Source organism: Streptomyces sp. NBC_00178 (assembly GCF_036206005.1).
GTDB lineage: Bacteria > Actinomycetota > Actinomycetes > Streptomycetales > Streptomycetaceae > Streptomyces.
This window is the reverse complement of the sequence record NZ_CP108143.1, coordinates 3,007,780-3,022,771: the sequence shown is the minus strand read 5'-3', so window position 1 is coordinate 3,022,771 and position 14,992 is coordinate 3,007,780. Positions and strand designations below refer to the sequence as shown.

At 71.4% G+C, this 14,992-nt stretch carries 12 protein-coding genes; 5 read left to right on the top strand and 7 right to left on the bottom strand.

The window, feature by feature from the left end; all coding sequences use genetic code 11:
• Positions 1–20: 20 nt before the first annotated feature.
• The gene (locus tag OHT61_RS12915) at positions 21–1,046 is read left to right on the top strand and encodes a glycosyltransferase family 2 protein (RefSeq protein WP_329037961.1); all 1,026 of its coding nucleotides are present in this window, start codon (positions 21–23) and stop codon (positions 1,044–1,046) included.
• A gap of 72 nt (positions 1,047–1,118) precedes the next feature.
• Here OHT61_RS12915 and OHT61_RS12910 read toward each other — a convergent pair whose 3' ends face one another.
• The 4 genes from OHT61_RS12910 to OHT61_RS12895 form a co-directional block, all read right to left on the bottom strand.
• Entirely contained in the window at positions 1,119–2,774 is a 1,656-nt protein-coding gene (locus OHT61_RS12910; RefSeq protein ID WP_329037959.1) for an LCP family protein, read from the bottom strand.
• Between the two features lie 49 nt (positions 2,775–2,823).
• Positions 2,824–4,521: an LCP family protein gene (locus tag OHT61_RS12905; RefSeq protein WP_329037957.1), complete on the bottom strand. Its 1,698-nt coding sequence runs from the start codon at positions 4,519–4,521 to the stop codon at positions 2,824–2,826.
• A gap of 221 nt (positions 4,522–4,742) precedes the next feature.
• Positions 4,743–6,110: an LCP family protein gene (locus tag OHT61_RS12900; protein ID WP_329037955.1), complete on the bottom strand. Its 1,368-nt coding sequence runs from the start codon at positions 6,108–6,110 to the stop codon at positions 4,743–4,745.
• A gap of 186 nt (positions 6,111–6,296) precedes the next feature.
• A complete protein-coding gene (locus OHT61_RS12895) occupies positions 6,297–7,049 on the bottom strand; it encodes a TIGR03089 family protein (protein ID WP_329037953.1) in 753 nt (250 codons plus the stop codon).
• Between the two features lie 139 nt (positions 7,050–7,188).
• Between OHT61_RS12895 and OHT61_RS12890 the strand changes: the two genes are divergently transcribed.
• From OHT61_RS12890 to OHT61_RS12880, 3 genes are all read left to right on the top strand, one after another.
• Positions 7,189–8,652, top strand: a complete 1,464-nt coding sequence (locus OHT61_RS12890) for an N-acetylmuramoyl-L-alanine amidase (protein WP_329037951.1) — start codon at positions 7,189–7,191, stop codon at positions 8,650–8,652.
• Between the two features lie 79 nt (positions 8,653–8,731).
• The gene (locus tag OHT61_RS12885; RefSeq protein ID WP_329037950.1) at positions 8,732–9,823 is read left to right on the top strand and encodes an NDP-sugar synthase; all 1,092 of its coding nucleotides are present in this window, start codon (positions 8,732–8,734) and stop codon (positions 9,821–9,823) included.
• 80 nt (positions 9,824–9,903) lie between these two features.
• The gene (locus tag OHT61_RS12880; RefSeq protein WP_329037948.1) at positions 9,904–10,902 is read left to right on the top strand and encodes a DNA-3-methyladenine glycosylase family protein; all 999 of its coding nucleotides are present in this window, start codon (positions 9,904–9,906) and stop codon (positions 10,900–10,902) included.
• Positions 10,903–10,908: 6 nt separating this feature from the next.
• Here OHT61_RS12880 and OHT61_RS12875 read toward each other — a convergent pair whose 3' ends face one another.
• From OHT61_RS12875 to OHT61_RS12865, 3 genes are all read right to left on the bottom strand, one after another.
• A complete protein-coding gene (locus tag OHT61_RS12875) occupies positions 10,909–12,234 on the bottom strand; it encodes a coenzyme F420-0:L-glutamate ligase (protein WP_329037947.1) in 1,326 nt (441 codons plus the stop codon).
• Entirely contained in the window at positions 12,231–13,187 is a 957-nt protein-coding gene (gene cofD, locus OHT61_RS12870) for a 2-phospho-L-lactate transferase (protein WP_329037945.1), read from the bottom strand. The genes OHT61_RS12875 and cofD overlap by 4 nt, the downstream gene beginning before the upstream one ends.
• A 114-nt stretch (positions 13,188–13,301) precedes the next feature.
• The gene (locus OHT61_RS12865; RefSeq protein WP_329037943.1) at positions 13,302–13,838 is read right to left on the bottom strand and encodes a cysteine dioxygenase; all 537 of its coding nucleotides are present in this window, start codon (positions 13,836–13,838) and stop codon (positions 13,302–13,304) included.
• A 651-nt stretch (positions 13,839–14,489) separates the two neighbouring features.
• Here OHT61_RS12865 and OHT61_RS12860 point away from each other — a divergent pair.
• Positions 14,490–14,753 carry a WhiB family transcriptional regulator gene (locus OHT61_RS12860; RefSeq protein ID WP_031093859.1) on the top strand — a complete coding sequence of 88 codons (264 nt, stop codon included), beginning with the start codon at positions 14,490–14,492 and terminating at the stop codon, positions 14,751–14,753.
• Positions 14,754–14,992 lie beyond the last annotated feature (239 nt).

The following is a 14,992-nucleotide window of genomic DNA, read 5'->3' as shown; positions in this document are numbered from 1 at the left end:
CGAGGACCCCCGAGGACCACATGTCTGCCGCGCAGCACCCCGCCGTCTCCGTGATCATGCCGGTACTCGACGAGGAACGCCATCTCAGGAACTCGGTCCGGCACATCCTGGAGCAGGAGTACGCCGGTGAGATGGAGGTCGTGATCGCCCTCGGCCCCTCGAAGGACCGTACGGACGAGATCGCAGCCGAGCTGGTCAGGGAGGACTCCCGGGTCCACACGGTGCCCAACCCCACCGGTCGCACGCCCGCCGCGCTCAACGCCGCGATCAAGGCGTCGAGCCACCCGATCGTGGTACGCGTGGACGGCCACGGCATGCTCTCGCCGAACTACATCGCGACCGCGGTCCGGCTCCTGGAGGAGACCGGTGCCCAGAACGTCGGCGGCATCATGCACGCCGAGGGCGAGAACGCCTGGGAGGAGGCCGTCGCCGCCGCGATGACCTCGAAGATCGGCGTCGGCAACGCGGCCTTCCACACCGGCGGGAAGGCCGGCCCGGCCGAGACGGTCTACCTCGGCGTCTTCCGCCGCGAGGCGCTGGAGCGGGCGGACGGCTACAACGTCGAGTTCATCCGCGCCCAGGACTGGGAGCTGAACTTCCGCATCCGCGAGGCGGGCGGTGTCATCTGGTTCTCGCCGGAGCTGAAGGTCCAGTACCGCCCGCGGCCCAGCGTCCGGGCGCTCGCCAAGCAGTACAAGGACTACGGCCGCTGGCGCCACGTCGTCGCCCGCTACCACTCGGGCTCCATCAACCTGCGCTACCTGGCCCCGCCGACGGCCGTGTGCGCCATAGCCGCGGGCATCGTCGTCGGCGCAGCCGTCACCCCGTGGGCCTTCGTGGTCCCGGCCGGATACGCCGCGGCGATCGTCGCCGGGTCGCTCCCCGCGGGCAAGGGCCTCCCGCTGAAGGCCCGGGCGCAGATTCCCGTCGCCCTCGCGACCATGCACATGTCGTGGGGATACGGCTTCCTGACCAGCCCGCGCTCGCTCGCGAAGCGGGTCATCGCCAGCCGCCGTCCGGCCGTCGGCGAGCAGCAGACGGTCTGACCGTCGTCACGTCGCATGGGAGAGGGCCCCGCCGTCCGGCGGGGCCCTCTCCCATGCGACGTGACGACGGACTCAGAAGGTGAAGCCCGGGTTCACCTTCATGCACTTCTTCTCCGCGCCGTTCAGCGGGTTCGCCGACTCGGGTGTCTTCTCGTCCTCGGCCTTGGCCGGGTAGGCCCCGTCCTCGCGCCAGTCGGCGCCGACCGCCAGGACGATCCCCGACACGTCGGTCGACTTCTTGACCTGCGACACCGGGATCCCGAGCGCCTTGGCGACGGCCTGGGCGTCACCCTCCAGGTCCGCGCTCGGGAAGAGGACGCCCGTCCTGGCGGCGCCCTCGACGTTCTGCGAGTCGACCAGGGCCCTGGTGAAGCCCGAGTCCTTCAGCAGGCCCTTGACCGTGCCCGCACGTCCCTGTGCCGGGCCGAGGGTGTCCGTGCCGGTCGCGTTGCGCACGCTGACGGCGATGTCGGCGGGCGCGTCCGCCGGGTCCTTCACGACAGGCGCCTTGCGCTTGGAGGCCTTGCCGTCCAGCGGAACGTCCTCCCGGACCATCCGGAAGACCTGTTCGGCCTCCTCCGGCTTCGGGAAGACGCGACCGCTCAGGTTTCCGGTGCCGTAGACGTTCGGCATGGTCGTCATGGTGATGCGGTCGGTCGGCGCCTTCTGGAGCTCCGAGGCCAGGTCGTAGAGCTTCTTGACGCTGTCGAGCCCCTTGTCGACCGTCAGCGCCGTGGTCGCCGCCTCGGCGAGACCCGTCAGCTTCCCGGGATCGGTGAGCTTGGTGCCCTTGCGCAGTTCGCGCACCATCGAGTTGAGGTACTGGTGCTGGGCCTTGGTGCGGCCGAGGTCCGTGTTGTCCTCGAAGCCGTACCGCGTGCGCAGCCACTGGAGGGCCTGCTTGCCCTTGACGGAGGTCGTCCCCTTCTCCAGTTTCAGGCCGGACCCCTTGCCGTCCCTGGTGTGGGAGTACACGTTGGCGTCGACACAGACCGGGACGCCGCCCACGGCGTCGGCCATCGAGACCACGCCCGAGAAGTCGATCATCATGAAGTGGTCGATGGTGATGCCGGTGAGCTCGTACCAGGCGGCCACCGTGCACCCGGGGCCGCCGCGCTCCAGGCTCTCGTTCGTCTGGACGGGGACCGTGCTGGCGGGGAAGACCTTGCCGGAGTCGGGGTCCGTGCACTTGGGCATCTTCAGCATCGTGTCGCGCGGCATGCTGACGACCGAGATGTTGCTGCGGTCGGCGGAGAGGTGCAGCAGCATCTGCACGTCGGCGAGGGCGGGACCGCCGAAGTTCTCCTTGGCCCCGCCGAGCTTCTGGTTGGCCTTGGTGTCCCGGGCGTCGGAGCCGATGAGAAGAATGTTCAGGGGGGTCTGACCTGCGGCGTTGGCCTTGTGGTCGGCCATCTTCTTGTCGCCGAGCGTCAGGTCCTCCTTCTTGATGTTGCCGTTGAGGTGTCGGTAATAGAGGTAACCGGCGGCGCCGGTGCCGAGTATCAGCAGGGCGAGGACGGACGCCACCCAGCGCAGTACGCGCCGCTTGCCCCCTTTGGCCGCCCGCCGTGAACGGCGGTTCGGCCCGCCGGGGCCCTGCCCGCCCGCGGCCGGGGCCGACCGCCTCGATCTGCCGTGCCCTCCGTGGCCCCCCGCGTCGCCCCCGGCGGGGCCGTCGTGCCGTCCGCGAGGACGCGATTCCGCCCCGCGCGTGCTGTTCCGTCCCACCAGGACCCCCCTGCTGCTCAGACTTCCGCTGTGGCGCGGCGACCCGTCGTCACTTCGCGCATACCGCCTTGTCGGCGCTTGCCTTCTGAATGTCCTCCGGTGCCTTCCGCGGACCGGTGAGGGGCACCCCGGCGCCCTCGTAGTCCGCGCCCAGGGTCAGCACCATCGCCTGAGTCCCCCCGGCGGCGGGCTTGCCCTCCTTCAGCGCGGTGGCGGGCAGGCCCATGATGTCCGCGAGCGCGCGGGCCTGGTCCGCCTGGGCCGGCACGTACGCCAGCGTGGTCTTCTCGGCCTTCGCCGGGGCGTTCGACCCGTTGGAGGCGCCGGACACACCCTGCTGATCCTGCAACCAGCTGACGGTCGTGCCCGCCGCGCCGGTGCGGTCGCCGCCGTTCTGGACCGTGACCTCGATGTCCGCGGGCTTCGCCCTGCTGCCGGTGAGGGCCGCCTCCCGCTTGGTCCGCGCAGCCCGCTCCTGCGCCTTGACCTCGGTGAGGGACGTGTCGGAGCGCATCAGGCCGAAGAGCTGGGGGGCCTTCTGCTGGTCCACGACCACCGTGACGGGCGTCGGTTCCGCCGGGTTGTCCACCACCGGCAGCGTCACGAAGGTGATGTTCTTCGTGTCGATCCTGCCGAGCTCCCTGGCGAGCGAGGTCAGCTTCTTGATCGATCCGATTCCGGAGTCGACGGTGAGCGCCTTGGTCGCGGCGTCGGCCAGCTTGAACAGCTTGCGCGGGTCGGTCAGTGTGTCGTCGGACTTCATCCTGCGGATCATCGAGCCGATGAACTGCTGCTGGATCTTGATCCGGTCGAGGTCGCTCTCGTTGCCGAAACTGTGGCGGGTGCGGACGAAGGCCAGCGCCTGCTCACCCTCGACGGTGGACCGTCCGGCCGGCAGGCGGAGGTGGGAGTCCGCGTCGTCGACGGGCTTGGCCAGGCAGACCTCGACGCCGCCGACGGCCGTGGAGAGCGTCTTGACCGCGTTGAAGTCGACCATCATGAAGTGGTCGACGGGCAGGCCGGTTATCTTCTCGACCGTCCGCATCGTGCAGCCGGGGTCGCGGCCCTCCTGGCCGAGGCTCACGTTGAAGCGGATGCCGTCCGTGCCGGGTATGACCTTCTCCGAGCCGTCCGGCTGCTTGGTGGTGCAGTCCGGTACGTCGGTTATCAGGTCGCGGGGGATGCTCAGCGCCGTCGCGTTGGTGCGGTCGGCGGAGACGTGGAAGAGGATGTTGGTGTCGGCGTGGCCGGTGCTGCCCTTGTCGCCGTAGCCCTCGTTGCCCTTGCCGGTCCGCTTGTCCGTGCCGATGATCAGGATGTTGAGCGGGGTGTCGGCGTGCGCGACCGTTCTGCTGCCCGCGGTGCCCACGTCGACGGTCGCGAGGTTGCCGTTGAACTTCTGGTAGAGGGCGTACGCCCCCGCCGACCCGGCGAGGGTCACGAAGGCCATGACCCCGCCGGTCCACAGGAGGACCTTGCGCCGGCGCGACCGCGGCTGCCTGCGACCGCGGCGCCCGGCCGCCGGCTCCGTGCCGGGGCCGTGCGTGCGGCTCCGCTGCGCCGGAACACGGCCGGGCGATCCGCCGGATTCGCCCCCGTCGGCGAAATGGCCGTCACCCCGGTAGGAGCCCGGCGACTCTGCTGCGGAGTGGTCCAGTCGCAATTCGTAATTGCCGGTCTGCGGGTTGAGCACCCACTGGTCGGCGGGGTCGATTTCCTCCGCCCGCCCACGGTTGTGCGCGTCCACGGTTACCTGAATCCTCCGTCGGTGCCACGTGAGGCACCTCCCCCGCAGGGTCCTCGGTTGATCTTCCGGCCCTGCGGCGCCTGATGGCCGCGAGCACCGGATCGCGTCAGCGTAACCGGCGGAATCGGCCACAGGGGGCGTGCGTGACGCAGTCCACGCCCCTTACAACCGGGCATTCCTCCTATTACGCTCGGATTGCTTGCTGATGCTTGGGAATTGCTTTACGAGCCGCACGGGTCGTCGGCCGCATTCGAACCCGAATACGTCGGAGCCGGTGTCGGGCTCCCGTCCGCCGTCGTGCCCGGCTTTTCGCCGGACGGGTTCGCGGAGCTGTGATCCGCCTGTGAATCCCCGGAATCGTTCTTCTCGGGCGGCACCACGGCGACGGGCTCGTCCTTCCGCAGCTGGGTGAAGAGCCTGTCGGCGTCCGGCTGCACGAGCTCGTCCCGGTTCGGGTCGGCGCGGTAGGCCTGCCTGGGCACGGTCAGGAACTGCACCTTCTCGGTCGGTACGTTCCGCATGCCGCGTACCAGGTCGTACAGGTCCCGCAGCGAGTCGAGGCCCGGGTCCGTGGTCAGCGACTTCGTCGCCGCGTCCAGGACCGGGTACAGCCGCGTCGGGTTCAGCAGGACGCCGTTGCTCTGCATCTTGTTGACCAGGGCCCCGAGGAACTTCTGCTGGCGGTCCATGCGCTCGGTGTCGCTGCCGTTGCCGATCGACTTGCGCGCCCGGACGTACCCCAGGGCCTGCTCGCCGTCGAGCTCCTGGCGCCCGGCGGGGAGCTTGAGGTGGGCGTCGGCGTCGTCGACCGGCTTCTTGAGGCAGACCTCGACGCCGTCCACGGCGTCGACCATGTCCTTGAAGCCCGCGAAGTCGATGACCATGTGGTGGTCGACGCGGATCCCCGTCATCTTCTCGACCGTGCGGATCGTGCAGGCCGTGCCGCCGAGCTCGAAGGCCCAGTTGAACTGCGCGAACTGCGCCTTCGTGGTCTTGCCGTCCGCCGTGTGGCAACTGGGGATCTGAGACATCAGGTCGCGGGGGATGGACACCGCGGTCGCGCTCCGGCGGTCGGCGGCGAGGTGCAGCAGGATCGTCGTGTCCGAGCGCTGGCTGCCGCCGTCGTCACGGCCGTACGCGCTGTTGTCCCCGGACCGGGTGTCGGAGCCGATCAGCAGGATGTTCTGCGCGTCGTGCGCGACGGGCAGCGGCCGGTCCTTCTCGTACGCCTTGAGCTCGGCCGCGGCGCTGGTGTCCGTCGTGATGTTGCCGTCCAGCTTGTTGTACAGCCACCAGCCCACTCCGGCCGCGACCAGCACGAGGAACGACACGGCGAGGGCGGTCCAGCGGAGCCAGTGGCTCCTGCCCTCGCGCTCGGGGCGCGCGGCCCAGGTCCCGTCGCCGCCCTCCCCGCCTTCCCCGCCGTCACCTTTCCGGGCCGCCGTCCCGCCCGTGTCACCCTCGCCGGAACTCTCCGGGGCGGGACCCGACGCGTCGCGCGCCCCGTCCTCGGGCCCGTCCCCTGCCGAGTGGTCGGGGCGGTCCGGTTCGGCCGGAGGGCCGGGGCTGTCGCTCACGTCTGCGTCCATCCTTCATGTTCGGCGGCGCGAGGGGCCGCCGGTCGCAGAAGTAGACGGCTGAACCTCACGCTTGGTTGTGCATTCGGGCGGCGTTCTCGACGTTGCCTCGTACCGCCTGATCATGTACCGCCGTCGGTGCTCAGTCCCGGGGGCTCGGCCCGGCATGGGCCGGACGGGTGTCGTTCACCGCGCTTGTCATACCGCCGTGTTGCTGATCCGCTCGCTCTCGACGCGCCTGGCCAGCGCGGCCTCGTCCAACTGGTCCAGGTGGCGGCACAGGACGACGGAACCTCCCGCGGCCAGCGGTGCGAGGAGTCCGGTGGACAGGCCCTCCCAGCTGTCGTAGCCGCCGCCGGTCAGCAGCCGGGAGCCCGGGGCGAGCCCCAGGTCCGCCGCGTCCTGGCGGGCCCGCGCGACGACCTGGTCCGCCGTCAGCTCGGCGCCGCCCACGATCAGAGCGGGAGCCGCGGGGTCCACCGGGGCGTACGGGGCGAAGCGGTCGCCCTGTCCCGGGACCTCCACCGCGTAGTCCGCGAAGCCCTCGGGCGGCTGCGGGAACCGGCCGCCGAGCGGGCGCAGCGCCAGCGCGATCCGTTCGCCACGGCAGGCGCGGGCCCGGTCGAGTGTGTCCGGTCCGCTCACGACGAGGTCGGCGGACGCCGGATCGCCCTGCACGTCGGCCACGACGCCCACCGACGAGCAGGCGAGCAGCCAGACGGCCGACTGCCAGTGGGCGGGGAGGAGCAGGGCGAGGCGGTCGCCGGGCTCCGCGCCCAGATCCCCCTGGAGCAGATTGGCGGTCTTGGCCACCCAATTGGCGAAGGTCGCCACGGACAGTTCGACACGCTCTCCGGTTGCGTCGTCGTAGAAGGTGACGAGAGGACGGGCCGGGTCCGCGGCGAGCGCGGATCGCAGCAGGTCGGCGGGGGTGCGATCACTGGCGTTCATCCGCGCAAGGGTACGCGGCGGGTGAGCGCCGGGCGGGTGTGACAGGTGTCCCGTACACCGGTTCGGCAGACGGTGCGTCAACTGCACCCGCTTGTACTCCAGTAGCCGGGATTGCCGGACTCTGCCAATTATTTCCTGTATGCGTGCACTTCTTGCCTCTTCCATCGGCGTCACCTGTGCGACGGCACTCACCCTCCCGCTCGCCGCCCCCGCACCTGCCGCCACCGTCTCCGCCCCGGTCGCCCACGCGGCCGCGGCCGTCCCCGTCGAACCCGCGGGTTCGACACAGTCACTTCCGCTCCGGCCCCTCGGCGGAGCGGTCCCGCGGGCCACCGGCCGGCCCTCCGAATCCATGACCCCGGCAGCGGCGCAGGGGCTGCTCCGCCGGGACTCCCGCCGCTTCTCCCTGGTCGGTGTCGTCTGGGACGACGCCGACACCGAACTCCACGGCACCGTCCAGGTCCGCACCCGGGCGACCGACACCACCCGGTGGTCCGGCTGGCAGTCCCTGGAGACCCACAACACCGACCACGCGGCCGACGCCGGAAGCCCCGAGCGGCTGTCGGGCCGGGTGCGCGGCTCCACCGCCCCGCTCTGGGTCGGCGACTCCGACGGGGTCGAGGTACGCGTACGTTCCGAGAACGCCGGCCCGCGCAGCGGCGCCGCCGACACCGCCCCCCTTCCGGCCGGTCTCCGCGTCGAACTCGTCGATCCCGGCGACGACCCGGAGCTGCCCGGCGCCGGGGCCGCCCCGGCCACCGGGACTCCGTCGGCGGGGGTCGCGACCCCGGCCACCGGGACCCCGTCGGCGGGGGTCGCGACCCCGGCGACCGCTCCCAAGCCCGGCGCGCTCCCGGAAGCCGCGGGCCTCAGCACGGCCGCGGCGGAGAGCTCCGCCGTCAACGCAGACCTCGCCCCGCTGGGCGCCGCCGAGATCACCGCCCTGAGCAAGGCCGAATCGGAGGAGCAGGCCGTCGTCGGAGCCGGCGCCAAGCCCTTCGTGGGACCACGTCCGCGCATCGTCACGCGCAAGGGCTGGGGCGCCGACGAGAGCCTGCGCGAGCGCGCCTTCGCCTACACCTCGACCGTCAAGGCCGCCTTCATCCACCACAGCGCCACCGGGAACAACTACACCTGCTCCCAGGCACCCTCCGTCCTGCGCAGCATCTACCGCTACCACGTCAAGAGCAGCGGCTGGCGCGACATCGGCTACAACTTCGCCGTCGACAAGTGCGGGAACATCTACGAGGGCCGTGCCGGAGGTGTGACCAAGGCCGTCCTCGGAGCGCACACGCTCGGGTTCAACACGAACAGCATGGGCATCGCGGTCCTCGGGACGTACAGCTCGAAGAACCCGCCCGCCGCCGCCGTCACGGCGATCGCCAAGCTCACCGCCTGGAAGCTCGGTCTGTTCGGCCGCAACCCCAAGGGCAAGGTCACCCTGGTCTCCGGTGGCAGCGGCAAGTACAAGAAGGGTGCGAAGGCCAAGCTCAACGTCATCTCCGGGCACCGCGACGGCTTCGCAACCGAATGCCCGGGAAGCCGTCTCTACAAGAAGCTCGGCACGGCCCGGACCAGTTCGGCCAAACTGCAGGGCCGCTGACCGGGAGAGCCCCGACCGGTCTGCATACACTGGCCAGCCGATACGAGGCCCGGCCCCAGCAGGAAGCAGAGACGGTGCTGTGACAGAGGCAAGAGAAGCGATCCTCCTGGTCGGTGGCAAGGGCACCCGGCTGCGTCCCCTCACGGTGCACACCCCGAAGCCGATGGTGCCGGCGGCGGGGGTGCCGTTCCTCACCCACCAACTGGCGCGCGCCAGGGCCGCGGGGGTGGAGCACATCGTGCTCGCGACGTCCTATCTGGCGGAGGTATTCGAACCGTACTTCGGGGACGGTTCGTCGCTCGGCCTCTCCATCGAGTACGTCACCGAGGACGAACCGCTGGGCACCGGCGGAGCCATCCGGAACGTGGCGTCGCGGCTGGCCTCCGGCCCGGACGAACCCGTCCTCGTCTTCAACGGCGACATCCTGACGGGTCTCGACATCCGGGCCCTGGTCGCGTCGCACGCCGCTTCCGGGGCGGCCGTCTCCCTGCACCTGACGAGGGTGGACGACCCGCGCGCGTTCGGTCTCGTGCCGACGGACGCCACGGGCCGGGTCACGGCCTTCCTCGAGAAGCCGCAGACACCCGAGGAGATAGTCACCGACCAGATCAACGCGGGGGCGTACATCTTCCGCCGGTCGGTCATCGACACGATCCCCGCCGGGCGCCCGGTGTCCGTGGAGCGCGAGACCTTCCCCGGGCTCCTGGACTCGGGCGCCCACCTCCAGGGCATGGTCGACTCCACCTACTGGCTGGACCTCGGCACCCCCCAGGCGTTCGTACGAGGATCCGCCGACCTGGTCCTGGGACGTGCCCCGTCCCCGGCGGTCCCCGGCCGGTGCGGCGAACGCCTCGTCCTGCCCACCGCCTCCGTCGCCTCCGACGCCAAACTCACCGGAGGCACCGTCGTCGGGGACGGCGCGCTGATCGGGGAGGGCGCCCGGATCGCCGGCTCCACGGTGCTGGCAGGCGCCGTCGTCGAACCGGGCGCCGTCATCACCGACTCCCTCGTCGGGGCGGGAGCGCGGATCGGCAGCCGTTCGATCCTCACGGGGGCGGTGATCGGCGACGGAGCACAGGTCGGCGCCGACAACGAACTGCGTGACGGGATCCGCGTCTGGTGCGGTGCCGTCCTCCCGGACGCGGCGGTCCGCTTCTCCTCCGACCAGTGACCCGCGGTCGTCCGGACGCCGGACGACCGCCGTCGGCCGTACCCTCGACAGGCACCCCCCGACGACCGAGGACCCCACCCGTGGCAGGACGCTTCGTACCCCGCACCGCCGCCGCACCCCGCGGGCGGCCGGCGGTCACGGGCGTGTCCGGCCCCGCACTCACCCGGACCTGGACCCCGCCGGGCCCGCTGGACCTGCGGCTGGTCCTCGGCCCGCTGCGCCGGGGCCCGGCCGACCCCGCCTACCGCGCACTGCCCGACGGGACCTTCTGGCGGGCGACCCGCACCCCCGCGGGCCCCGGCACCCTGCGCGTCTCGGCGTCCCACGACGGCACCGTCCACGGGGCGGCCTGGGGGCCGGGTGCGCAGTGGCTGCTGGACGGGCTCCCGGCCCTGCTCGGCGCCGACGACGTCCCGGAGGACTTCCGCCCCCGCCACCGGCTGCTCGCCCTGACCCAGCACCGCCGGCCCGGCCTGCGCCTGCTGCGCACCGGGCTCGTGATGGAGTCCCTGATCCCGTCGATCCTGGAGCAGAAGGTCACCACCGACGAGGCCTACCGTGCCTGGCGGCTCCTGCTCCGCACCCACGGCACCCCGGCCCCCGGCCCCACGGACCCGGGATTCGCCGCGTACGGCCTCCACGTCCTGCCGGACGCCCGGACCTGGTCGCTCATCCCGTCCTGGGAGTGGCACCGCGCGGGTGTGGACTCCAAGCGCTCCGCGACGATCCTGCGCGCGGTCCGGGTGGCCCGGCGCATGGAGGAAGCCGCTGCCATGGGGCTCACCGAGGCCATGACCCGGCTCCAGCTGATCCCGGGCATCGGCCCGTGGACGGCGGCGGAGACGCTTCAGCGCTCGAACGGCGCCGCCGACGCGGTCACGGTCGGCGACCTGCACCTGCCCGGCATCGTGGGACACGCCCTCGCGGACGACCGGGACGCCGACGACGAGGCGATGCTGGCGCTCCTGGCCCCCTACGAGGGCCAGCGCCACCGTGCGACACGCCTGATCATGCTCTCCGGCCGCATCCCGGCACGCCGGGCGCCCCGGATGCAGCCGGGCGACATCGCCCGGCTGTGACCTGGTTCAGCGCACGGTGAGGAACGCCTCCGGGTCGCGCGGCGCACGTGCCGGAGCCGCCGCCCTGGGGTGGCCGACGGCCACCGCGCCGAGCGGGTCCCAGGTGTCCGGCAGGTCCAGCACCTCGCGCACCACGGACCGGCAGAACATGGTCGAGGACACCCACGCCGAACCGAGCCGCTCACCCGCGAGCGCCACCAGGAAGTTCTGCACGCCCGCACCGGCCGCGACCACGAACATCTCGCGCTCCGCCGTGTCCCGGCGCTCGTCCCCGTACGCGTGTGATCCGTCGGTCACCAGGCACGGCACCGCGAGGTAGGGCGCGTTGCGCAGGACGTCGCCGCGGCGCACCCGCTTGGCGATCGACTCCTCGCCGCGCCCGTCCCGCCGCAGGTCGGCGATCCACGCGTCCCGCATCGCGTCCAGCAGCCGGTGCCGCGCGGCCGCGGACTCCAGCAGCACGAACCGCCACGGCGTCGTGTGGTGCGGGGCCGGAGCCGTCACGGCCGCCGCCACCGCGCGCCGCACGGCACCGGGGTCGACGGGCTCGTCCGTGAACTCCCGCACGGTGCGGCGCAGACCGAGGGCCTCCCGCACCGCCTCCGAGGTCCCCAGCCGGAACATGTCGTCGGCCGCCACCCGCACCATCGCGCGGGCGCCCTCCTCGGGTTCCCCGGTACCGGCCACCACGTGGGGCAGCCCGCGTACGACCGCGACGGGCAGCCCGGACGCCTTGCCCTTCACCAGGTCACCGGCCGAGGCCAGCTCGTCGGCGGTGGCCACGACCGTGGCGCTCAGCGGGTTGCCGTGCTCGTCGGTGCCGCCCCGGAGGTCGTCCAGCACCCTGACGCCCGCCGCGCCGATCGCGACGTCGGTGAGTCCGTTGCGCCAGGGACGGCCGAAGGTGTCCGTGACGACGACCCCGATCTGCACCCCGAGCGCGTCCCGCAGGCCGTCACGGATCGCGCGGGCGGAGGCGTCGGGGTCCTCGGGCAGGAGCAGCACCGTCCCGGCGGGGGTGTTCGAGGCGTCGACACCGGCCGCCGCCATGACGAGCCCCTGGCGGTTCTCGACGATCCTGAGGGTTCCGCGCCGGGCCACGACCCGGACGGTCTCGGCGTCGATGGCCGCCTCACGGTCGGCGGCCTCGACGATCCGGCCCTCCGCCTTCGAGACGATCTTCGAGGTGACCAGCAGGACGTCGCCGTCGGCCAGTCCCGGCTCCGTGGCGGCGATCAGCTTCGCGAGGTCGTCGCCCTCCCGTACCTCGGGCATCCCCGGCAGGGCCCACACCTGGTACGAGGGTGTCTTCGGCGCGGGTACGGAGCTCACGCGCGCACCTCCTCGGCCAGGGCGAGTGCCTGGCGGGCCATCTCGGCGGTGGTGTCCGCGTCCGTCATCATCAGGGGAACGGCGCGGCAGCGGATGCCGGCGGCCTCCACCTCGTCGACGGCCGCCGCGTCCACGGTGTCGACGAGCCAGCCGTCGAGCAGCCCCGAGCCGTAGTGCTGCGCGACGGCGGCCGCGGTGGACTCGACGCCCACGGCGGCCAGCACCTTGTCGGCCATGCCCCGCACCGGCGCGTCACCGACGATGGGGGAGAGCCCGACGACGGGGACCCCCGCCTCGGCGATGGCCTCGCGGATACCCGGTACGGCCAGGATGGTGCCGACGGAGACGACGGGGTTGGACGGCGGGAAGACGATGACGTCGGCTCCGGCGATCGCCTCCAGCACGCCGGGCGCCGGCTTCGCCTGGTCCGCGCCGACGGGCACGATGGCCTGCGCGGGCACGGAGGCCCGCAGCTTGACCCAGTACTCCTGGAAGTGGACCGCCTTGCTCTCGCCGTCGACGTCCACCGCCACATGCGTCTCGACGCGGTCGTCGGACATCGGGATCAGCCTGACCCCGGGCTTCCAGCGGGCGCAGAGCGCCTCCGTGACGGCGCTCAGCGGGTAGCCGGCGCCGAGCATCTGCGTACGGACGATGTGGGTGGCGAAGTCACGGTCGCCGAGGCCGAACCACTCGGGCCCCACGCCGTACGCCGCGAGCTCGTCCTTGACCTGGAAGGTCTCGTCGGTACGCCCCCAGCCCTGCTCCTCGTTGATGCCACCGCCGAGGGTGTACATCACGGTGTCGAGGTCGGGGCAGACCTTCAGCCCGAACAGATGGATGTCGTCGCCGGTGTTGCCGATCACCGTGATGTCCGCGTCGGGCGCGGCCTGTTTGAGGCCACGCAGGAAACGAGCACCACCGATACCGCCGGCCAGAACCACAATGCGCATACGGACCAGTCTGTCAGGCGGAGCCTGATCCTTGTGGGGGTGGTGGTGGGCGACGGGTGGGCTGTCGGGCGGAGCCTGATCGTGGGCAGGCCCTGAGGGGCGGGCCGCAGATCGTCAGGCCGGTACGACGTCCTCGGCGGCGTTGGCGCAACGGGCCGAGTGCATCGGCATGTCGGTCAGCCCCGGGAAGTAGATGTGCAGGCTGACGGCGGGCTCCAGGGAGTCGTTGACGACCTCGTGGACGTAACCGGGTGCGAACACCTGCTGGGAACCGGTGGCCAGTGTCCGGGCGCCGCGCGTGTTGTGTTCGGTCAACTCGCCGTCCAGGACGGTGAGTACCCCGGATGACAGGCCGTGGTCGTGGCGTCCGCTGCCCTGGCCGGGTACCCAGCTCAGCAGCCAGATCTCGTAGCCGGGGAAGGCCGTTCCGCCGTCGGCGGCGGGCACGGGGGGAGCGCTGTGCAGCCGGTGGTACCAGCGGGTCGTGGTGTCGTACCGGACGAGCGGGGCCCACCGGTCGCGGTCGGCGGCGATGGACCGGGCCATTCCGACGAACTCGGCCACGGTCGAGGGGTGGGGGCTGGCCGGGCGGAGGAGGTGCTGGACCTCCAGGATGTCGCCGGCGATGGAGAGGTCGCTGTCGCTGTTCATGGATGCGGTGGTTCCTCGGCATGTGGATGCGCGTACGTGGGGGTGTCGCGAAGACCGGAATGCGGTGGAGAAGGCTGGATCAGAGCTGGAGCACTACGGCTCAACAGCTGTGACAGCTGGAACAGCAACAGCGGGCCTGGACAGCGCTGCGGAACCCACGGCTGTGGGTCGCGTACGTCGCTGCGGTCGCTGGCATGAAGTCAAGAAGACCGGCACGGTGTGCGTTCTGTCAACTCAATGCCCGATTTGGCGGCAATCTTTCACCCCATCCGGTTGTGAGGAGAGGAGAAAGGTTTTGGCACCCATTTCAGAGGCAAGGTGGCGCATCAACCGCGTGTGTACACGCGGTTGAGGGGCCGTGACCCTACTGTGATCTTGGTCGCTTCGGTGATCGAATCGAAACATCGGGCCGATTCGGCTCGTCCCTCTTCCTGGGGGCGGGCCACGGAGGGGCACCGGTGGCATATGTCAGGTTTTTGGTGATTTGAACACTTTCCGCATACGCTTGGTTCCGCAGAGTGAATACCGGGGCCAATAGCAGATCTTCGCTTGACTGGCCTGAAGCTACACACTTGTAATTTCACTCGTGTCGTTCGGCCGCACCGATAACGGCCGCATCACGGGGACGCAAGAGACGGACGAGGGGCGCACATGACCGAGCTGTTCCAGCAACTGCTGGTCGAGGACGCGGACGAGGAGCTCGGCTGGCAGGAGCGCGCGCTGTGCGCCCAGACCGATCCGGAGTCCTTCTTCCCCGAGAAGGGCGGCTCCACCCGCGAGGCCAAGAAGGTCTGTCTCGCCTGCGAAGTCCGCTCCGAATGCCTCGAGTACGCCCTGAACAACGACGAGCGGTTCGGGATCTGGGGCGGTCTCTCCGAGCGTGAGCGCAGGCGCCTGAAGAAGGCGGCCATCTGACGCGGCGCCCCCGGACACCGGGAACACGATGGCCTGGGGGCCGCACCCCGCACCGGGGTGCGGCCCCCAGGCCATCGGCACGTCCGGCCGCCTCCGCGTCCCGCCCGTCAACCGCTCGGCGCGGGGCGCACATCCGTACCGTTAGTGTGGGGCCCCGTCCGAGAGACGCGTCAACGCCCCGCCGGGGCGCGCGTGTACACCGATGCAGCCCCCGGGGGGACCCCCTCCGGACCCGGCCG